Origin of the sequence: Pseudoalteromonas sp. SG41-5 (assembly GCF_014164495.1) — a bacterium.
Taxonomy (GTDB): Bacteria; Pseudomonadota; Gammaproteobacteria; order Enterobacterales; family Alteromonadaceae; genus Pseudoalteromonas; species Pseudoalteromonas rhizosphaerae.
Window position 1 is genome coordinate 23,521 of record NZ_JACJFH010000036.1, and the last position, 19,934, is coordinate 43,454.

At 41.0% G+C, this 19,934-nt stretch carries 16 protein-coding genes and 8 tRNA genes; 21 read left to right on the top strand and 3 right to left on the bottom strand.

What is annotated here, in order from left to right:
• The first annotated feature begins 57 nt into the window (after window positions 1-57).
• The 8 genes from nagX to H5232_RS11390 all read left to right on the top strand — a co-directional run bounded on the left by nagX (window position 58) and on the right by H5232_RS11390 (window position 7,734).
• Entirely contained in the window at window positions 58-1,200 is a 1,143-nt protein-coding gene (gene nagX, locus H5232_RS11355) for a transmembrane glucosamine N-acetyltransferase NagX (protein ID WP_182830911.1), read from the top strand.
• A 216-nt stretch (window positions 1,201-1,416) separates the two neighbouring features.
• A complete protein-coding gene (gene nagB, locus H5232_RS11360) occupies window positions 1,417-2,211 on the top strand; it encodes a glucosamine-6-phosphate deaminase (protein WP_149982959.1) in 795 nt (264 codons plus the stop codon).
• A 134-nt stretch (window positions 2,212-2,345) separates the two neighbouring features.
• Window positions 2,346-3,269: an NAD(+) diphosphatase gene (gene nudC, locus H5232_RS11365; RefSeq protein ID WP_182717972.1), complete on the top strand. Its 924-nt coding sequence runs from the start codon at window positions 2,346-2,348 to the stop codon at window positions 3,267-3,269.
• A gap of 45 nt (window positions 3,270-3,314) precedes the next feature.
• On the top strand, window positions 3,315-4,496 hold the full coding sequence (locus tag H5232_RS11370; protein WP_182830914.1) for a cystathionine beta-lyase: 1,182 nt from the start codon (window positions 3,315-3,317) through the stop codon (window positions 4,494-4,496).
• Between the two features lie 123 nt (window positions 4,497-4,619).
• Complete coding sequence (locus tag H5232_RS11375) at window positions 4,620-5,438, top strand: ABC transporter permease subunit (protein WP_182717973.1); 819 nt, start codon at window positions 4,620-4,622, stop codon at window positions 5,436-5,438.
• Window positions 5,435-6,349, top strand: a complete 915-nt coding sequence (locus H5232_RS11380; protein WP_182784945.1) for an ABC transporter ATP-binding protein — start codon at window positions 5,435-5,437, stop codon at window positions 6,347-6,349. The genes H5232_RS11375 and H5232_RS11380 overlap by 4 nt, the downstream gene beginning before the upstream one ends.
• A complete protein-coding gene (locus tag H5232_RS11385; protein ID WP_182784947.1) occupies window positions 6,349-6,723 on the top strand; it encodes a PH domain-containing protein in 375 nt (124 codons plus the stop codon). The genes H5232_RS11380 and H5232_RS11385 overlap by 1 nt, the downstream gene beginning before the upstream one ends.
• A 216-nt stretch (window positions 6,724-6,939) precedes the next feature.
• Window positions 6,940-7,734 carry a putative porin gene (locus tag H5232_RS11390; protein WP_149982964.1) on the top strand — a complete coding sequence of 265 codons (795 nt, stop codon included), beginning with the start codon at window positions 6,940-6,942 and terminating at the stop codon, window positions 7,732-7,734.
• Window positions 7,735-7,818: 84 nt separating this feature from the next.
• Here H5232_RS11390 and H5232_RS11395 read toward each other — a convergent pair whose 3' ends face one another.
• The gene (locus tag H5232_RS11395; protein ID WP_149982965.1) at window positions 7,819-9,663 is read right to left on the bottom strand and encodes a M2 family metallopeptidase; all 1,845 of its coding nucleotides are present in this window, start codon (window positions 9,661-9,663) and stop codon (window positions 7,819-7,821) included.
• A 180-nt stretch (window positions 9,664-9,843) separates the two neighbouring features.
• Here H5232_RS11395 and H5232_RS11400 point away from each other — a divergent pair, with 180 nt between their 5' ends.
• Window positions 9,844-12,120, top strand: coding sequence for an acyl-CoA dehydrogenase (locus H5232_RS11400; protein ID WP_182717976.1), 2,277 nt, complete (start codon window positions 9,844-9,846; stop codon window positions 12,118-12,120).
• Between the two features lie 68 nt (window positions 12,121-12,188).
• Here H5232_RS11400 and H5232_RS11405 read toward each other — a convergent pair whose 3' ends face one another.
• Together H5232_RS11405 and cysK are read right to left on the bottom strand one after the other, a co-directional pair.
• Complete coding sequence (locus H5232_RS11405) at window positions 12,189-12,629, bottom strand: hypothetical protein (RefSeq protein WP_182717977.1); 441 nt, start codon at window positions 12,627-12,629, stop codon at window positions 12,189-12,191.
• Window positions 12,630-12,771: 142 nt separating this feature from the next.
• Complete coding sequence (gene cysK, locus H5232_RS11410) at window positions 12,772-13,740, bottom strand: cysteine synthase A (protein WP_182830912.1); 969 nt, start codon at window positions 13,738-13,740, stop codon at window positions 12,772-12,774.
• A gap of 421 nt (window positions 13,741-14,161) precedes the next feature.
• On the opposite strand from cysK, the gene H5232_RS11415 reads away from it, so the two are divergent.
• The 12 genes from H5232_RS11415 (at window position 14,162) to H5232_RS11470 (ending at window position 19,640) form a co-directional block, all read left to right on the top strand.
• A complete protein-coding gene (locus tag H5232_RS11415) occupies window positions 14,162-15,313 on the top strand; it encodes a dicarboxylate/amino acid:cation symporter (protein ID WP_182830913.1) in 1,152 nt (383 codons plus the stop codon).
• 108 nt (window positions 15,314-15,421) lie between these two features.
• Window positions 15,422-16,072, top strand: a complete 651-nt coding sequence (gene uvrY / locus H5232_RS11420; RefSeq protein WP_016707677.1) for a UvrY/SirA/GacA family response regulator transcription factor — start codon at window positions 15,422-15,424, stop codon at window positions 16,070-16,072.
• A 9-nt stretch (window positions 16,073-16,081) separates the two neighbouring features.
• Window positions 16,082-17,905 carry an excinuclease ABC subunit UvrC gene (uvrC, locus tag H5232_RS11425; RefSeq protein WP_145242296.1) on the top strand — a complete coding sequence of 608 codons (1,824 nt, stop codon included), beginning with the start codon at window positions 16,082-16,084 and terminating at the stop codon, window positions 17,903-17,905.
• A gap of 42 nt (window positions 17,906-17,947) precedes the next feature.
• The gene (gene pgsA, locus H5232_RS11430) at window positions 17,948-18,493 is read left to right on the top strand and encodes a CDP-diacylglycerol--glycerol-3-phosphate 3-phosphatidyltransferase (RefSeq protein WP_145242294.1); all 546 of its coding nucleotides are present in this window, start codon (window positions 17,948-17,950) and stop codon (window positions 18,491-18,493) included.
• Window positions 18,494-18,709: 216 nt separating this feature from the next.
• A tRNA-Gly gene (locus H5232_RS11435) sits at window positions 18,710-18,785 on the top strand.
• A gap of 26 nt (window positions 18,786-18,811) precedes the next feature.
• Window positions 18,812-18,885, top strand: a tRNA-Cys gene (locus H5232_RS11440).
• Between the two features lie 36 nt (window positions 18,886-18,921).
• Window positions 18,922-19,008 (top strand) — tRNA-Leu (locus tag H5232_RS11445).
• Window positions 19,009-19,074: 66 nt separating this feature from the next.
• A tRNA-Gly gene (locus tag H5232_RS11450) sits at window positions 19,075-19,150 on the top strand.
• 39 nt (window positions 19,151-19,189) lie between these two features.
• Window positions 19,190-19,276: transfer RNA gene (locus tag H5232_RS11455), tRNA-Leu, on the top strand.
• A 72-nt stretch (window positions 19,277-19,348) separates the two neighbouring features.
• A tRNA-Gly gene (locus tag H5232_RS11460) sits at window positions 19,349-19,424 on the top strand.
• Between the two features lie 18 nt (window positions 19,425-19,442).
• Window positions 19,443-19,516, top strand: a tRNA-Cys gene (locus H5232_RS11465).
• 37 nt (window positions 19,517-19,553) lie between these two features.
• Window positions 19,554-19,640: transfer RNA gene (locus H5232_RS11470), tRNA-Leu, on the top strand.
• The last annotated feature ends 294 nt before the right edge of the window (window positions 19,641-19,934 follow it).

The window sequence follows — 19,934 nt, forward strand, 5'->3', positions numbered from 1 at the left end:
TTCCCTGTAAAAACCCCGCAGTTGTATCGCGGGGCTTTTTATTTAAGAGTAAAAATAATGACAACAGCACATACAGACACAAAGCCGAGTAAAAAGCGCTTAGCATCTCTTGATGCCTTACGTGGCATGGATATGTTTTGGATTTTAGGTGGGCAATCTATTTTTGCCGCTTTATTTGTTTTAACAGGTTGGACTGGTTGGCAGGTATTTGAAGCGCATACGCTACACAGTGCATGGCATGGATTTACATTTTACGATTTGATTTTTCCGTTATTTATCTTTTTATCAGGTGTGGCGATGGGCTTAGAACCAAAACGCATCGATCACCTGCCATGGCAAGAACGAAAAGTTTTTTATGCTAAAGCGTTAAAGCGGTTATTGCTATTGTGCGGGTTAGGGGTGATGTATAACCATGGTTGGGGCACAGGTATTCCGCTTGCCTTCGATGAAATACGCTATGCGAGTGTACTTGGTCGAATAGCGATTGCATGGTTTTTCTGTGCAATGCTAGTGTGGCATACCAGTATTCGCACACAGCTCTTTACAGCAATCGCTCTGCTGCTAGGGTATTGGATCTTGATGTGTTTTATTCCTGTACCAGGTGGTAACGCTGGTGATTTAAGTGCACAGGGGAGTTGGAATGCATGGTTTGATTCGCATTTTTTACCCGGTATTAGTTATCAAAATAGAGCCGTCGACCCCGAGGGCGTGTTATCGAGTCTACCAGCTATTGTGAATGCCATGTTTGGGGTATTTGCAGGACAAATAATCGCCAGAGCAAGTAAGGTTGGCGAGTGGCAAACAGCAGGCATATTATTTGTTGCAGGTGTTGTGAGTGTTTGCTTAGGTTGGCTTTGGGATTTACAGTTTCCAGTTAATAAAGAATTATGGACCAGTTCATTTGTTTTAGTCACAGTCGGATGGAGCGCAATATTACTGGCTGTGTTTTATGCGGTGATTGATATTCTCAATGGCCAAAAATTAGCTTATCCGTTTGTGATTATTGGCGCTAACTCAATCATTATTTATTTGGCATCAAGCTTAGTGAATTGGGAGTTTATAAGCCATAGCGTGTTTGGTGGCTTTATTACAGCTGCAGCTACCGATTGGCAGCCACTGATTGGCGTGGTTGCGCTTTTGCTGGTGCAAATGCTTTTATTACATTGGATGTATAAGCGCAAAATATTTGTCAGTGTTTAGCTGGCTAATGTACAGCACAGTAAAAAAGGTAAATTTTTATTCACTTTTACTTTACAAACTAAAATTGAATGGTAATAATGACAGCGTTGTCATAATGGTGTTGACCAAATAGTGTATCCCTGTTTGGTTTGATCTAAGGCCCAATCCGATTGCACATGGGGTTGGGACTTAGGTCCCATTTTTTCATCAACTAATTTAATAACTGAGCAAATTAATATGCAAATAGTAATTTTAAATGATGCAGCAGCCGTAGCAGCATATGGCGCAAATATTTTCGCAACACAATTACAAAAAAAACCAACGTCAGTGCTCGGTTTAGCAACGGGCTCTACGCCAGTTGCGTTATATCAAGAATTAATCGCTAAAAATAAAGCGGGTGAGATTTCATTTTCACAAGCAACAACGTTTAATTTAGATGAATACTTAGGTTTAACGGGCGATCATCCACAAAGTTACCGCCACTTTATGAATGAGCAATTGTTTAGCCATATTGATATAAACAAAGATAATACCTTTGTACCGCCAGGGGATGCCCTAAACCCAATTACAGCATGCAAAGAATACGAAGACAAAATAGTTGCAGCAGGCGGTGTTGATGTACAGTTATTAGGCATCGGACGTAATGGTCACATCGGCTTTAATGAGCCTTCATCAGGTCTGCGTTCACGTACTCGTGTAAAAACCCTGACTAAAGCAACCGTTGATGATAATGCCCGTTTTTTTGCTGCTGATGAATATCAGCCACAGTTATCAATTACGATGGGAATTGGTACGATCTTGGAGGCGAAAAAAGTTGTTTTACTTGCTACGGGTGAAAATAAGGCTGATGCAGTGCATGCTATGATTGAAGGCCCGTTAATGGCTAAATGTCCAGCCTCTGCGCTTCAGTTACATAAAGATGCTGTGATTGTTATTGATAAAGCAGCAGCAAGCAAACTTGAAGATTTAGAGTTTTATCAGCATATCGAAGCTGAAAATCAAAAGTTACAGGCTCATTTAGCTACATTGTAATTACGACAGAATTTATTGTGTGTTTAAAAAGCCCTTCAGGGCTTTTTTTTTTGGCTGTTTCAACGTCAGTAATAAATTGGGTTTCGTGTAAGCTTATGGTAGTTTTAGCCATCTAAATAGTAACAAGGATAAGCATGCTAAATTACAGCCAGATGCCTTTAAACCGCGCATCAAACCTACGTAAAGAGCAACAATGGGTGGCAGCACAAATAAATGAGCAAAGCCGTTGGTTATTGGTGAATAACAATCACACTTTATTTGATATAAATAATATTGCTGTGACTTTTTTAAGCTTTAGTGATGTGAGTCACTTAGCACTAAACGAAGCGATATTTTTAGGTTTAGATGAGCAGCAAACCAGTCATTTCGCACTTGATGTAAGCAAGCTAGACGAAGCCGCCTTAAGCCAGCTGATAGGTGACGCTGAGTTTGTCGATATTCGTCGCTTTGGGGTGCAAGTGGAAATCGCGCAAGGCTCAATGGCTGCACTGGCACGAGGTTTGTGTTACTGGCATGCAACTCATCGTTTTTGTGGACGTTGTGGCAGCGAAAATGAGCTGGTTGAAGCGGGTCATTCACGTTTATGTAGTAATGATGGGTGTAAACACCAAACGTTTCCGCGAACTGATCCGGCCGTGATCATGGTGGTAACGCGTACATTTGCTGATGGTGTTGAACGCTGTTTACTTGGTCGCCAAGCTGTGTGGGCAGCAGGTATGTATTCGTCTTTAGCTGGTTTTGTTGATCCGGGCGAAAGCTTAGAGCAAGCGGTGGCGCGTGAAGTGATGGAAGAAGCGGGCATTGTGGTTGAAAATGTTAAGTATATTGCCTCGCAGCCGTGGCCATTTCCATCATCGATTATGCTGGGCTTTATCGCTGAAGCTGTTACGGAAGATATCCAGGTTGATAAAGACGAACTAGACGATGCGCGGTGGTTTAGCCGTGAAGAGCTTGCTCAATTTGGCAATTGGCACGAAGAGGGGGAGCATTTAAAGCTACCAAGAGCTGATTCTATCTCGCGCTATTTAATCGACTATTGGTGTAATTTGCAAGATTAAGCATAGTGCAGAGTATGTTCTAACGAAATATTTTAAGGATTAATGATGACGACAAAAAGCAATAAAAGTACGCTGTTAGTAAGTACCGGACGTAAAAAAGCATATACTCATGGGGTGGTTAACCCCGTAGTGCAACGTGCATCGACAGTTGTTTTTGATTCAGTGGCAGAGCTTAAAGAAGCGGCAAAAAAACGTGGCGATAAAACACTTTTTTATGGTCGTCGTGGTACTACTACACATTTTGCATTACAAGAGGCGATCACTGAGCTTGAAGGTGGTGAGGGATGTGCGCTTTATCCATGTGGTGCAGCGGCCATTAGCAGCACACTATTGGCTTTTTTGAAAGCGGGCGATCATATCTTAATGGTAGATAATGCTTATGAACCAACGCGTGATTTTTGCGATAAAATTTTAGCTGGCTTTGGCGTTGAGACGACTTATTATCCTCCAACAATTGGAGCAGATATTAAAGCGCTGATCAAAGACAACACCAAAGTGCTGTTTTTAGAGTCGCCAGGTTCTATCACCATGGAAATTCAAGATGTACCAGCCATGGTTGCAGTTGCCAATGAGCATGAGGTAATGACCATGCTTGATAACACCTATGGTAATGGCTTGCATTATCGCCCACTTGAACACGGGGTGGATATTAGTATTCAAGCGGCAACTAAATACATTGTGGGTCATTCGGACGTGATGATGGGTGTGGCAGTGGCCAATAAAAAATACTGGCCGACACTACGAGAAAATTCATATTTACTTGGTCAATGTACGTCGGCTGATGACGCCTATTTAGCGTTAAGAGGCCTGCGCACTATGGCGGTACGTTTAAATCAGCATGAAAAAGCCGCGATTGAAGTTGCGAAGTGGTTAGAGCAGCATCCATTGGTTGACCATATTCGTCATCCAGCATTTGCAACGTGTCCGGGTCATGAGTTTTTTAAGCGTGATTTTGATGGTAGTAATGGCTTATTTTCTTTTGTTATGAAACAAGGGAACCAAAGCGCGATTGATGCCTTTTTAGATAGTTTAGAGCATTTTAAAATGGGCTTCTCGTGGGGAGGCTTTGAGAGTTTAGTGACTGCCAACTTAACTATGAAAGGTTTACGCTCAGTAACTGGTTGGACGCAAGGGCCAGTGATCCGCTTACATATAGGCCTTGAAGATGTGGACGATTTGATCGCTGATTTAAGCCAAGCACTCGACATATATCAACAGAATTTGTAGCCTGCGGATCAGTAAGACTACATTATTTGTTACAAAGCTCGTATTAATACGGGCTTTTTTTTGCTAGTAATTCAACACGTTTGCCCTTAGTGTAAGCTGTATATAGATTAATAAGGAATATCTGTGACGCAACTCCACCCTCAGCGATTATTAAAGATTGCCCAGTTTGAACTAGTGAGATTATTTTTAACCAAGCGCGGCTTACTTGCTGTTGCCGCATTTTCGATTTGTTGGTTATTGATTTTACGCTATCCGATAGGTCAAGCGGTCAGCTTAATTAGTTCGCCCCAAATAGCCGATTTAGCACAACAAGTATTTGGTGCTATTGGACTGAGTAAATTACTCGATTGGCCTGAAGCTGAATTAGCAATGTATTGGTTAATTGCATTGTATAGCTTTCCTAGTTTCTGCTTGTTTTTATGTAGCGACCAACTTGTTGGTGATAAACAACGAGGAACACTACGCTTTTTATCTCTTAGAGCTACCCGAAATGAAATGTTATTTGGCCGCTTTTTAGGACAGGTATTTATTTTAGCAGCATTAATACTTGTTACCTTGGTAGCTTCAGTTGCAGTTATGGTCTTTAGAGATCCAGCATTATTAGTCAGTGGCATAAGTCGCAGCTTTGTTTTGTTCTGTTATTTATTAATTGCTGTTTTGCCCTTTATAGCACTAATGACGTTGTTAAATACTTTTGCACGCTCAGCGCGTTTAACTGTGGTGCTTGCCGTATTATTTTTTGCTGGCGGGAATATTGTGGTCAGTATTTTAAGCTGGCAAATACCCGTTTTGGCAATGCTTGATTATGTTTTCCCTGGCGTACAACTTGATCAAATGGCAGGACAAAACGCAGGAATATTTAATAGCATTGGCATTGCGTTAATACAAACTACCGTGATGCTAGCGATTGCTCAGCGTATTTTTGCAAGGAGTTCTCTATGAGCACACTAATACACGCAACAGGTTTAACTAAGCAGTATGGTAATAAATTGGCCCTTGATCAGGTAAGTTTTGAGATCCAGCAAGGCGCGCCAGTAGCATTGGTTGGGCCAAATGGTGCTGGTAAAACCACCTTGTTTAGTTTGTTATGCGGTTATATTTTACCAACAAAAGGCACGCTCAATATTATTGGGCATAACCCCGGCAGTAGTGAATTGTTTGGCAAGCTCAGTGCGTTACCACAAGATGCTCAACTTGATCCGCGCTTTAGTATCGCTCACCAACTGGCGTTTTATGGCCAGCTACAAGGGCTGTCAAATAAGCAAAGCCAAGCAGAAGCGATCCGCGTACTTGAGTTAGTCGGACTAGCTGACGTTGCTAAACAGCGTTCTGATGATTTATCACATGGAATGCGTAAACGTGTCACCATAGGTCAAGCGTTGATCGGGAAACCACAAATAGTCATGTTGGATGAAGCAACCGCTGGGCTTGATCCTATTCATGCTCGCGAAGTACGCGAAGTGGTTGCGAATCTTAGCAGTGAGGCTACCTTTATTTTAAGCTCGCATGATTTAACTGAACTAGAACGCTTATGTTCACATGTACTGCACCTTGATAAAGGCAAGCTCACAGAGCATCCAACACACAGTGATAATAGCGAACTAGAGTCTGGATTTATTACATTGTTACTGAGCGAGCATTACCCAGATGTTGAAGCCAAAATACAAGCCTTAGCAGATGTGTCTAAAGTATATATGAGTCAAGCTAAAGAATATGTTATTGAGTACCAAAAAACGGCGACACCATTTGATATCACCATACTGCAACATTGTTATCAGCAAGGTTGGCGTTATCGCCAATTGGTAAACGGGCATACATTAGAAAATCAAATATTTAAACAGGAGCAAATATAATGGGTTTATTAAGTGGTTTAATGGGTAATGCCAGTGAAGTTGATGACGATGATTTAGAAAAAGTATTGGCAAATACCCTGATTGAAGGTGAACAAGTCGAAAAAGCCTATAAAGTGGTACGTGATATGTTTATTTTTACTAACAAACGTTTAATTTTGTTAGATAAGCAGGGGGTCACTGGCTCAAAAATAGAGATGATCAGTATCGCTTATTCAAAAATTACCAAGTTTAGTAAAGAAAGTGCCGGTCATTTTGATTTAGATGCTGAATTAAAAATTTGGGTTGGCTCTGATCCAACACCGATCAGTAAAGACTTTAAATCGGGTGATAATATCAATGATGTGTACCGGATAATCAGCCAGTACGCGCTTTAATCATAATTGAGCTCTTAAAATGGTAGCGATTAACATTCCTGTTCGCTACTTTTTTTTTACATTTTCCTACATTCACTTACATTTTTATAATCAAATACAAGCACTTAGTTAAGTTTCGATTCAGTTTACTCGCGTTAGGATGTGCCCCGTCTTAACCAACCGGTTAAACGTTAAACCTTGTAGCAATAAAACAATGTAAAATAGGGAAATCTTTTTATGAAAAAATTAGCAGTTATTATTTCGAGTATTCTTCTTTCTAGTGCCGCGACTGCTGCGGATAACTATCAGTCAATTAGCCATTTAGGATATAAGGATACCGATGGCAACGACACAGTGAGCGTTGATTCAACGTATTACTTCTCTCCAAAAGCGACTTTAGGTCCTTACGATCAATTTGAGTACATCAATAAGCAAACCAACGTATATGGTTCATACATTGATAATGACTCTAGTGATGTAGCGACTATTGGTGGTGAGTATTTCGTTGAGAATTTCGTTGTGGGTGCTAAATACAGCAACCATGACAGCGATTTCGGTTCAAGCACAGATGAAATTAATGTATCAGCAGGTTACTTTTTTAATCCAAATTTATTATTAAAAGCAACGTTTATTGATGTTGAAGATGCTGATAATGTGTTTATGTTCGATTTAGCATATAACCACCAATTAAACAGCACAGATTACATCGGCTTCACTTTAACATCAGACGATGAGTTTGATTACCGTGCAGTGAATGCAAAATATTTCATGGACCTTAAGCAAGGTAACTACCTAACAGTTGAAGGTACTATTTCAGATACTGACGACAGTGGTAGTTCATGGGAATTAGGTTCTAATTACTACTTCACTAAAGCGACATCAGCGTTTGTTACATTTAATAAAAACGATGATTACACTTTTGGTGCTCAACATTTCTTCAACAAAAATGTTGGCTTAAAAGCGGGTTACGGTAATAACTGGGATGATTCTGGTTATGACGCTTACTTTGCAAATGTAAGCTTACAGTTCTAATCAAACTGTAAATTTAGTACTGCAATACTAAAAAAGCCCGCTCAATTGAGCGGGCTTTTGCATTTTGCTATTTAACTAGTTAACTTACCAACCACATTGACGGCCTTTATTTTGCTCATCAAGATATTTTTGCAGTGGCGCAAAGTAATCAAGTAGGGCTGTTGCATCCATTTCAGGTTTACCTGTTACGGTGGCTAATGCTTCTTGCCAAGGGCGGCTTGAACCCATTTCTAGCATAGCATTGAGTTTTTCACCTGCTTCTTTAGAGTTGTATACTGAGCAGCGATGAATGGCTTCTTTGTTACCTGCTATTTCACATAAACTACGGTGGAAATCAAACTGTAAAATATGCGCTAAGAAGTAACGTGTATAAGGTGTATTACCTGGCACATGATATTTTGCACCTGGATCAAAGTCAGCTTCGCTTCGTGCGATAGGTGCTTTTACACCTTGGTACTTTTCACGTAATTCCCACCATGCCTTATTGTAGTTTTCAGGGGTTACTGCACCTGAAAATACTTGCCAACGCCATTGGTCCACAAGTAAACCAAATGGAATAAAGGCAACTTTATCCAGCGCCATCTTCATTAATAAGCCAATGTCTTTCGATTCATCAGGCACTTGCTCTAATAAACCAATTTCTTTTAAGTAACCAGGTGTTACCGAAAGCGCAATGGTATCGCCAATGGCTTCGTGGAAACCGTCGTTAGCACTTTCTTGATAATAAAGCGGTTGGGTATTGTAAGCGCGTTGGTAGAAGTTGTGACCTAACTCATGGTGAATAACTGAGAATTCTTCACCAGTACGCTGAATACACATTTTAATGCGTAAGTCGTCTTTACTATCTATATTCCACGCTGAAGCATGGCACTGTACATCACGATCGGCAGGTTTAGTGAATAACGAACGTTGGTAAAAGGTGTCAGGTAAAGGTGCAAATCCCATTGAGGTGAAAAATTTTTCAGCGCCGCGTACCATTTTAAGTTCATCGTAGTTATGCTCGGCTAATAATGCGGTTACATCATAACCAGGATCGGCATTTTCAGGTGCGACTACATCGTAAATGTTGCCCCACGATTGCGCCCACATATTACCTAATAAATGCGCTGGGATAGGTTGGTCTTGAGGTACTTTGTCTTCACCGTATTTTTCACCTAACTTGGCACGAACATGACAATGCAGCGAATCATATAATGGTTTTACTTGCCCCCAAATACGATCAAGTTCTTTGGCAAAATCATCTGCTGGCATATCATACTTACTACGCCACATTGCACCAGTGTCTGCATAACCAAGCTCTTTAGCGCCTTCATTGGTTAATACAACTTGTTGTTCATACAGTGGACGCATTGGTTTTGATACCTGGCGCCAACCTTGCCATAAATCAAGCAGTTCGTTGTAATCACGGCTGGTGGCCATTGTTGCAGTCATATCACCTAGGCTTAAACAGCTGCCATCGTCTTTACAATATTTACCTTTACCATATATACCGCCAAGTTCAGCCACAAGCTGTGATAGTTTTGCTGTTTTTTCTGCATCTTGTGGGGCAGGTAAAGTCAGTGCCAATTTTAATTTGTCGAGTTTACGACGTGCGTCATAATCAAGTTCGAGAGAGTCAAACTGTGCAGCTTCGTTAGCAAGGCGAACCACCGCTTCGGTCATTTTACGATTTACTTCAGCTGATAGGGCTGATGTATCATGCGTTATAAAGTTAGCGTATATCCATTCCGCGCGACTTGATTCTAGATATAAAGCACTGAGCTCTTGCTCTGTCGTATCTAAAAAGGCTTGCGCGTCTTTTGCAGTTACCGGCGCAGGGCTTGCAGCTTGAGTTACTGTGTTAGTGGCTTCTTGGTTACAGCCGCTTAATGCTAATGTGCTGGCAACCATTATTGCGCTCAAACTGAGCTTAAAATGTGGAGTAGTCATGTTAACCCTTATATTTGTTATTTATCGGGTAGGATGATAGCAGCGTCTATGTGTTAGGCAAAGTTTATCAATAACCGACTTTTTAGCTCAGGCAATGCGAGTTTACAGTGGCATTGTATTTATTAAAGGATCGGTCATAATTAAGTCAATCTGTTTTATTAATTAATAAGGATAGTTTCCATGTCAGTGTTTATTTTGTTACTGGTGTTGGTGATAGTTATTTTTGCGGTTAAAGATATCCGCTTAAATCTCGTCAGTCGCCCGACATTTAAAATGTTTAAAAAGGTATTACCGCCGCTTTCGCAAACTGAGCGTGAAGCGATGGAAGCGGGCGACGTGTGGTGGGATGGAGAACTATTTAGTGGCAATCCTGATTGGCAACTACTTCACAGCTACCCAAAGCCAGAGTTGAGCGAAAAAGAGCGAATATTTTTAGACAATGAAGTGGACACACTGTTGGCAATGCTTGATGACTATCATATTGTGCAAAAAGATAAAGACTTGCCAAAAGAAGTATGGGATTACCTAAAGACCCAAGGTTTCTTTGCGCTGATCATTCCCGAGAAATTTGGCGGACGCCAGTTTTCAGCAATTGCAAACTCAACCATCGTAGCTAAAATCGCCACTAAAAGCTTAACAGCTGCAGTCACCGTGATGGTGCCCAACAGTTTAGGCCCTGGTGAATTACTATTACATTATGGTACAAAAGAGCAGCAAGAGCGCTGGTTACCTTCACTTGCGAAAGGGGATGATGTGCCGTGTTTTGCTCTAACAGGCCCTGAAGCAGGCTCTGATGCTGGCAGTATTCCTGACTCTGGCGTAGTGTGTAAGGGTGAGTTTGAAGGCCAAGAAGTTGTAGGCTTACGATTAAATTGGTCAAAACGCTACATTACGCTTGCACCCGTAGCAACGGTTCTTGGACTTGCTTTTAAAATGTATGATCCCGATGGATTACTTGGTAAACATAAAGAGCTAGGTATAACCTGTGCGCTGATCCCAACAGATCACCCTGGTGTGGAAACGGGTGAGCGCCATTATCCATTGAATATGGCGTTTATGAATGGCACAACCTACGGTAAAGATGTATTTATTCCTCTTGATTGGATCATTGGCGGTCAAAAAGGGGCTGGACGAGGTTGGCGGATGTTGGTTGAGTGCTTAAGTGCCGGGCGCGGTATTTCATTACCAGCATTGAGCAGTGCAACAGGGCATTTATGTGCCCGTATGACATCGGCCTATGCAATGGTACGTCAACAATTTGGTGTTTCTATCGGGCAGTTTGAAGGCGTGCAAGAGGCGCTGGCTCGCATTGGTGGACTAACCTATAGTCTTGAATCATGCCGCTTAATGACTGCCGGAGCCATTGATTTAAAATTAAGCCCATCAGTGGTGACTGCGATTGCCAAATATCATATGACAGAGATGGGCCGTACGGTAATGAATGATGCTATGGACATTCATTCGGGTAAGGGGATCCAAGTGGGGCCAAATAACTATTTAGCGCACGGTTATATGGGCATTCCAGTATCAATTACTGTTGAAGGGGCGAATATTTTAACCCGTAATCTGATGATTTTCGGTCAAGGTGCAACTCGTTGCCACCCATTTGTACTCAAAGAAATGGAAGCCGCAGCAATGGAAGATGACGATCTTGCGTTAAAAGAATTTGATTCATTATTACTGCAGCATATTTTATTTGCCGCTACTAATGCGAGTATGGCTTTTATACATGGATTAACGCGAAGCTATTTTGCAAAATCGCCCGTTTGCGGTGAGACTGCTTCATATTATAAGCAGTTAGGGCGTATGAGCCGAGGACTTGCCTTTAGCACTGATGTGGCAATGTTAGTACTTGGTGGTGAGCTTAAACGTAAAGAGATGATTTCAGCGCGTTTAGGGGATGTCTTAAGCCACTTATACTTAGCATCTTGTGTATTAAAACGTTTTGAAGACGAGGGGCGTCAACAAGCTGATCTTCCGTTCGTAAAATATGCGGTTGAATTGTCACTGTTTGAAATTGGCCAAGCATTTGACGGTTTTTTCAAAAACTTTTCAAACCCAGTTATTAACTTCATTTTAAAACGTATTGTATTTCCGCTTGGTAATCATTATCAGCGCCCAAGTGATGAACTTGCACAAACAATTTGTGAGCATATGACCCAACCTGGGGTATTTAGAAACCGCTTAACTCATTTATGTTATGTGGATGATAAAGCGGGTACTGGTGTGATGGAGAATGCGTTTATGGCGATGCATGATACCAGCTCCGCCTTCAAACGATTGAAGAAATGGCAACGTGACGGCACACTTAACCGTAATGCTGATATAGCAACTGCAATCGACAGTGCGCTTGAAAAACAGTTAATAACTGATGAGCAAGGCGAAAAGCTACATGCTGCAAATAACCTACGCAAACAGGCTATTGCGGTAGATAATTATCAGCCAGGTGAACTGTAATAGCGAAAACTAACAAGCCTTGCTGCGAGCAAGGCTTGTTAAGCTATTTAAATATTTAATATAAAGCGTTAGCGTGCAAAAGGATCGGCATTGATTTTATCAACATACCAATTGCCTTTTTTACGCACCATTTTTACGCTGCGCATATCATCAACTTTATTACCATTGAAGTGGCCTGTGAAAATAAGGTTGATATTGGCTGTATCGCCATACTGTTCTCTTAAACTCATATTAGTCATATCAACTTCAATTACTACATCATCGTATTGCATGTTGACTAAATTGCGGGCAAATTGTTTTGAGGTGCCATAAGAGTTCATGATCCGCGCCATTTTAGGTGTGGCCATGGTAGTGGCTTTGCTCAGATCCTGTTCGTTATAAAGTGTATCAAAAAATAGTGCTGCGCTATTTCCTGGGGTATTTTTTTCACCTTTTGGTGAATCTTCATTTCCACAGCCGCTTAACAGCAGTAAAAATGTAGCAGTGCAAAGAGTTATAAATGATTTCATTAGATAAATAGATTTATTAGTGATGATTTAGTGTGTGACGAAATACGACAGATGTAAAGTTTACGGTAAGAATTAGTGATGTGAATGCAATAAATAATAAAAAAGGATGCAGTTTGCATCCTTTTTCAAAAGCTATTTAAACTTATTGAACCAGCTCTTGCTCTGAAAACTCTTCAGCAAAAAGTGGGCTTGATAAATAACGTTCAGTTGCACTAGGTAAAATTACTACGACATTTTTACCTGCATTTTCAGGTAACTCAGCAATGCGTTTTGCCGCAACAACCGCAGCGCCAGATGAAATACCAACTAATATACCTTCTTTTTTCATCAGCTCATGAGCCATTGCTATACATTCTTCATTAGACACTTGCTCTACACCATCGATCATTGATAGATCTAAATTACCAGGAATAAAGCCTGCGCCAATACCTTGAATTTTATGTGGCCCAGGTTTAATTTCTTCACCCGCGAGTGTTTGGCTGATCACTGGCGAATTAGTTGGTTCAACAGCGCTTGATTTTACATTAAGGCCTTTTTCAAGTTTCAAATAACGGCTGACACCAGTAATTGTACCTCCAGTACCCACACCAGCCACAAAGAAATCAACTTTACCATCTAATGCATTAAAGATTTCTGGGCCTGTTGTTTCAAAGTGAATTTTAGGGTTTGCAGGGTTTTCGAATTGTTGCAATAAAATAAACTTTTCAGGGGCTGATGCTTGAATTTCCTTTGCCTTAGCGATCGCACCGTTCATACCTTTAGCGCCATCTGTAAGTACAAGGTTTGCACCAAGTGCTTTTAATAGTTTACGACGTTCTAAGCTCATAGTGTTTGGCATCGTAAGCGTTAACTTGTAACCACGAGAGGCTGCAACAAATGCCAGTGCAATACCTGTGTTACCTGAAGTAGGCTCGATGAGCTCTTTGTCTTTGGTAAGTTGACCTGATTTTTCAGCCTCCCAAATCATCGATGCACCAATGCGGCATTTAATACTAAAGCTTGGGTTACGCGACTCAACTTTAGCGTATACATTCCCACCTGTAACACGATTAAGTTTTACCAACGGTGTGTTACCGATGCTTAGTGAGTTATCTTCAAAAAAAGTAGACATAATGTTCCCTTAGGTGCAATTTATTCAATCGTGACCGATTTTTATGTAATCGATCTGTAATAGTGACACTTTACTGCTGAATTAAAAAAACTAAAGTAAAGTTTGGCTATAAGATATATCTATTCGGCTTATAACTGAATGAAATAAAAACAGCGACTGCTTGTAAGTATAGTTATTAAGACCAAAATACTATCAGTTATGCTGACATAGGATTACTAGGGATACAAATACTGACCAAAATTTATATGCGCTAGATCATAATGAATTGCCTAGTTGATATTATAATGAACAAATTAGACGGGCGTTTAACGCTAAAAGTGATTGTATTTTGTGCAAACAGGCTGTTGTTGAGCGGTTTTATGATACATATAATTAAAAACATGCTAAAACCTCACCCATCAAAATTTATGAAGTGATGACAATGACTTTAATCTTAAAATTAATTGCCGGTATATTGGCCGGTATTTTAGTGGGCTTATATGTTCCACTAACAGGTGTTGAACTCCTTTACACGGTAAAAGAAATAATTGGTCAGCTGATCACTTTTACTATTCCACTAATTATTTTATTTTTTATAGCATCAGGAATTGCAGGTTTACCAAAAGGTTCAGGCCATTTGTTAGGTAAAACCGTTGGTTTCGCCTACGGTTCGACCATTATTGCAGGCACATTAGCTGTGATGGTTGTTAGTGCAATTATTCCGTTATTTGATGGCGGTTTAACCTTTGAAGCTGAAATAGCAACCGAAATGGCAAGTTTTATTGATTTAGAGATCCCACCATTGATGGGTGTTATGACCGCGCTTGCCACAGCGTTTGTGTTTGGCATCGGTATGAGCCAATTAGAGCTAGAGACCTTGAAAAAAGTATCGGATCAGGGCCGCGATGTGATTGATGGTTTGCTAGCAAAAGTTATTATTCCAGCATTACCGTTTTATATTGCAGGTGTGTTTGCTGAGATGACAGTTGCAGGCACTGTTGTTGATACCTTACAAACGTTTGGTGTGGTGTTGATTGCTGCATTAATAATGCATTGGGTATGGTTAAGTATTCTTTATATCGGTACGGGTATTTTATTAAAACGCAACCCAATTGAATTAATTAAAAATATGCTCCCAGCTTACTTTACAGCCTTAGGCACTATGTCAAGCGCTGCGACTATTCCAGTGTCTTTACGCTCAAGCAAAGCAAATAATGTAAAAGAAGATGTTGCTAACTTTACTGTACCTTTGTGTGCGACTATTCATCTATCTGGCTCAACGATCACTATCGTAACTTGCGCGATGGCGGTGATGTTTTTATCACCAAATATGGATGTACCATCATTATTTGGGATGTTGCCGTTTATTATGATGCTAGGTGTGGTAATGATTGCCGCGCCGGGTGCTCCGGGCGGGGCAGTCATGTCTGCGCTGGGTTTATTAACCAGCATGCTCGGTTTCAATGAAGGTGCTGTGGCACTCATGATAGCGCTTTATCTGGCTCAGGATAGTTTTGGCACAGCCTGTAATGTTACCGGTGATGGGGTAATTGCCTTGTGGGTTGACCGCTTCAGTGAAAAAACGCCATCTTAAATTAGTTATCTGAAACGATAATTGGGTTATCGTTTCAGATTTTCTGTGTTAGTGTGACGAATTAAATTGTCATACTGACATGCTGTTAGGTTATATGAGGGTGTCCCATTGATTAATGTACTTTTAGTTGATGACCATGAACTCGTACGAACGGGTATCAAACGTATTTTAGATGATGTTCGTGGGTTTAAAGTAATTGGTGAAGCTAAAACAGGTGAAGAAGCGGTACAGTTTTGCCGTCAGCATTCTCCTGATATTGTGCTAATGGACATGAATATGCCAGGTATTGGCGGATTAGAAGCGACCAAGAAAATTTGTCGCTATTGCCCTGATGTGAAAATTATTGTGTTAACTGTACATTGTGAAGACCCATTCCCAAGTAAAGTGATGCAAATTGGCGCTCATGGTTACTTAACCAAAGGGGCGGGCTCTGATGAAATGGTCAATGCAATTCGCGCAGTAAATGCAGGACAACGCTATATTGCACCAGAAATAGCTCAACAAATTGCCCTTGCGCAAGTGACGGGTCGTACTGATGAAAGTCCATTTCAGAGTTTATCTGAACGTGAATTACAGATCATGTTAATGATCACTAAAGGTGAAAAGGTGCAAGACATTGCCGAACGCCTTAATTTAAGTTCTAAAACAGTGAACAGTTATCGCTATAGAATGTTTGAAAAGCTGAATGTGGGTGGTGATGTTGAACTAACTCATTTGGCTATTCGTCATAAGATGATCGACATCGACAGCGCCCACTAGTGTTGCCCCATGGCAGAATTTGATCACGCCCATTTCTTAAAAACACTATCAAGCGAACCCGGCGTTTATCGGATGCTTGATAGTGATGATAAAGTTATTTATGTTGGTAAAGCTAAAAACCTTAAAAAACGTGTTAGTAGCTATTTTCGTAGCAATGTCACGGATGGCAAGACTCGCGCTTTAGTCAGTAACATTAGTGATATTGACATCACTTTAACCAATACTGAAACCGAAGCCTTACTGCTTGAAAATAACTTAATAAAAAAATATCAGCCACGTTACAATATTTTACTGCGTGATGATAAATCCTATCCGTATATTTTATTAACTGCTCACAAACATCCAAGACTTGCATTTCATCGCGGTAGCCGCAAAGTGAAAGGCGAGTATTTTGGGCCATTTCCAAGCGCTGGCGCTGTCTCTGAAAGTTTGCGGTTAATGCAGAAAATATTTCCTGTTCGTCAATGTGAAGATGCGTATTATCGCGTTCGCAGTCGACCTTGTTTGCAATTTCAGCTAAAACGTTGTTCTGCACCTTGCGTGAATGAAGTGAGTGACGATGAATACAATCAGCAAGTTGATTTTGTACGTAAATTTTTGACTGGCAAATCTCATGAAGTCATCGCAGCGTTGATCTCTAAAATGGAAGCTGCGAGCCACGCTTTGCAATTTGAATTGGCAGCTAAAGTACGCGATCAAATAATGCTACTGCGTAAAATGCAAGAGCAACAATCAATATCAGGTAATTATGCCGAAATGGATGTTGTGGGTTTTGCTCATTTAAATGGCCTTAATGGCATTCATTTGTTGATGATCCGCGATCATAAAGTACTCGGTAGCAAAACGTACTTTCCAAAAGTACCGAAAGATTCACAGCCACAAGAAATACTGGCTTCATTTCTTGGGCAATATTATTTAGCGCCAGGTGCAACAGGGCGAATTGCTAAAGAAGTTATTTTGCCATTTGCACTTGATGAAGTTGATGTACTCAGTGAAGCATTAAGCCAAGTGAGTGAACGCAAAGTAACTTTAAAAACAGTTACACGCGGTGAGCGTGCGCAATACTTACAGCTCGCTAATAAGAATGCGCTTAATAGTATTACCGTGAAGCAAAGCACTCAGGATTCGATTAATAAGCGTTACGCACAACTTAAAGCGACGTTAGGGCTTGATGATATTAATCGTATGGAATGTTTTGATATCAGCCATACAATGGGAGAAAACACAGTTGCCAGTTGTGTGGTGTTTGATTCGCAAGGACCGAATAATAAAGAATATCGACGCTTTAATGTCACAGGGATCACTGGAGGTGATGATTATGCTGCAATGGAGTTTGCGTTAAACAAGCGTTACAACAAGTTGGTTGACGAAGATAAAATTCCTGATGTGATTTTTATCGACGGTGGTAAAGGACAACTTTCTCGTGCCGAGCAGTACTTTGCTAATTGGCCACATGCAAAAATGCCGCTGTTAGTCGGTGTGGCAAAAGGCACCAGTCGTAGGCCAGGCCTTGAAACACTATTAATTGATGGTGGCCGGAAAACAATCCCAATGGATTCAGACGCACCAGCGCTACATTTGATCCAACATATTCGCGATGAATCACATCGCTTTGCTATTGCAGGGCACCGTAACAAGCGGCAAAAACAACGCACTCAATCACTATTAGAAGAGATAGGTGGTATCGGCTCGGTACGACGCCAAACATTATTAAAATTTTTAGGGGGCATGCAGGGAGTAAAAGCTGCTAATATAGATCAATTAAAGCAAGTACCCGGGATCAGCTCTGACATGGCTGAGAAGATATTTAACCATTTGCATGACAAGGGCTAGCCCTTCGTGCGAATATAGAAAAAAAGACATCCCCAAGTAGTTATGTGGAATATTCCAAACACACTCACAACATTTAGACTTTTTCTTATCCCCATTTTTTTGGTGGTATTTTATCTGCCTTATTCATGGGCTTTCTTTGCTGCAGCTTTTATTTTCTGGCTTGCATCGATCACTGATATTCTTGATGGCTATCTAGCGCGCAAGCTTGAGCAGTCTACGCCATTTGGTGCATTCTTAGATCCTGTTGCTGACAAAGTGATGGTGTGTACAGCATTGGTTGCTTTAGCTAGTTATTATCAATCAATGTATATGACTATTCCTGCTTTAATCATAATAAGCAGAGAAATTGTTATCTCAGCACTTCGAGAATGGATGGCAGAGCAAGGCAAGCGTGGTAATGTAGCTGTATCAAATATGGGTAAGTTTAAAACTGCTGCGCAAATGTTAGCTATTATTGGACTCATTTGGCAATACGATAGTTGGATGATGTACTTAAGTTATGGCTTACTTTACATTGCGACCTTCTTAACGGTTACTTCTATGCTGCAATATTTGATAGCAGCGTGGTCTGAATTGACTAAAAATTGACTCTAAACGTATAATAACGCACCGTTTTAGATAAAAAATAATCAAACAGTTCAAAACTAGCATTTTTTGTATTGACGCGTTTAATAATCTCTGTAGAATGCGTCCGTGTTGAGAGGGCATAGCCCCCTAGATAAACAAAGTGACACTGGTTAAGTTGCTAGAATGTTTTACCGCGACAAGGTTGCGATGAAACATATTAATACTTACATGCGTTATGCGGCACTAGCTCAGTTGGTAGAGCGCGACCTTGCCAAGGTCGAGGTCACGAGTTCGAGCCTCGTGTGCCGCTCCAGTTTATCAAAGGTTACCCAGTATTGAGGCGGAATGGCAGAGTGGCCATGCACCGGATTGCAAATCCGTTTACCCCGGTTCGACTCCGGGTTCCGCCTCCAATCAACACTCCACACGCTTTAATTAGCAAACTCGATGCCCGAGTGGTGGAATTGGTAGACACAAGGGATTTAAAATCCCTCGACTAACAAGTCGTGCCGGTTCAAGTCCGGCCTCGGGCACCACTTTGTGGTTTAGTTGCATATACCAAATGTAACTTTTAAAAATGTAGTAATTAGAATTAATATGATGCGGCACTAGCTCAGTTGGTAGAGCGCGACCTTGCCAAGGTCGAGGTCACGAGTTCGAGCCTCGTGTGCCGCTCCATATTAGTTGTATCCACTTGCTTTAAATAGCTAACTCGAAGCCCGAGTGGTGCAATTGGTAGTCACAAGGGACTTAAAATCCCTCGACTAACAGGTCGTGCGGGTTCAAGTCCGGCCTCGGGCACCACTTTAAATTACTCAACCAAGGTAATTTAAGGGCGATAAAAAATATTTCTTACAAAGAATTATATCTAATTATGCGGCACTAGCTCAGTTGGTAGAGCGCGACCTTGCCAAGGTCGAGGTCACGAGTTCGAGCCTCGTGTGCCGCTCCAAATTATTTGTTACATTTAGGCGGAATGGCAGAGTGGCCATGCACCGGATTGCAAATCCGTTTACCCCGGTTCGACTCCGGGTTCCGCCTCCAAATAATTACTCCACACGCTTTAATTAGCAAACTCGATGCCCGAGTGGTGGAATTGGTAGACACAAGGGATTTAAAATCCCTCGACTAACAAGTCGTGCCGGTTCAAGTCCGGCCTCGGGCACCACTTTATATTCACTATTACTTCATTTATACCTACAGCGTAAAAAAACACACCCAAAATTGCTTATCTATCTATTAAATTAAACTTTCACCTTATAGCTTTTGTATGCGTTTAACTTTTATCCATAGCGCGTACGGACAATCTTAATACCAAAATATACGCAAATCACTTTGTTGATTGATGCCAGAGAAATTAGCTTAACTAACACTAATACCAATCTGCATAAAGATTAAGTAAATTTGATACAATCTCTAGAGCATATAATTTTAACCGTATCAGGGACGGAGATGAATTTAT

Excerpts from the sequence above, each read along its gene's own strand:
- uvrC (WP_145242296.1), top strand. The coding sequence starts at position 16,082 with ATGGCAGAATTTGATCACGCCCATTTCTTAAAAACACTATCAAGCGAA.
- H5232_RS11415 (WP_182830913.1), top strand. The coding sequence starts at position 14,162 with ATGACTTTAATCTTAAAATTAATTGCCGGTATATTGGCCGGTATTTTA.
- H5232_RS11370 (WP_182830914.1), top strand. The coding sequence starts at position 3,315 with ATGACGACAAAAAGCAATAAAAGTACGCTGTTAGTAAGTACCGGACGT.
- H5232_RS11380 (WP_182784945.1), top strand. The coding sequence starts at position 5,435 with ATGAGCACACTAATACACGCAACAGGTTTAACTAAGCAGTATGGTAAT.
- H5232_RS11395 (WP_149982965.1), bottom strand. The coding sequence starts at position 9,663 with ATGACTACTCCACATTTTAAGCTCAGTTTGAGCGCAATAATGGTTGCC.
- H5232_RS11390 (WP_149982964.1), top strand. The coding sequence starts at position 6,940 with ATGAAAAAATTAGCAGTTATTATTTCGAGTATTCTTCTTTCTAGTGCC.
- nagB (WP_149982959.1), top strand. The coding sequence starts at position 1,417 with ATGCAAATAGTAATTTTAAATGATGCAGCAGCCGTAGCAGCATATGGC.
- nagX (WP_182830911.1), top strand. The coding sequence starts at position 58 with ATGACAACAGCACATACAGACACAAAGCCGAGTAAAAAGCGCTTAGCA.
- H5232_RS11405 (WP_182717977.1), bottom strand. The coding sequence starts at position 12,629 with ATGAAATCATTTATAACTCTTTGCACTGCTACATTTTTACTGCTGTTA.
- pgsA (WP_145242294.1), top strand. The coding sequence starts at position 17,948 with ATGTGGAATATTCCAAACACACTCACAACATTTAGACTTTTTCTTATC.
- H5232_RS11400 (WP_182717976.1), top strand. The coding sequence starts at position 9,844 with ATGTCAGTGTTTATTTTGTTACTGGTGTTGGTGATAGTTATTTTTGCG.
- H5232_RS11385 (WP_182784947.1), top strand. The coding sequence starts at position 6,349 with ATGGGTTTATTAAGTGGTTTAATGGGTAATGCCAGTGAAGTTGATGAC.
- nudC (WP_182717972.1), top strand. The coding sequence starts at position 2,346 with ATGCTAAATTACAGCCAGATGCCTTTAAACCGCGCATCAAACCTACGT.
- cysK (WP_182830912.1), bottom strand. The coding sequence starts at position 13,740 with ATGTCTACTTTTTTTGAAGATAACTCACTAAGCATCGGTAACACACCG.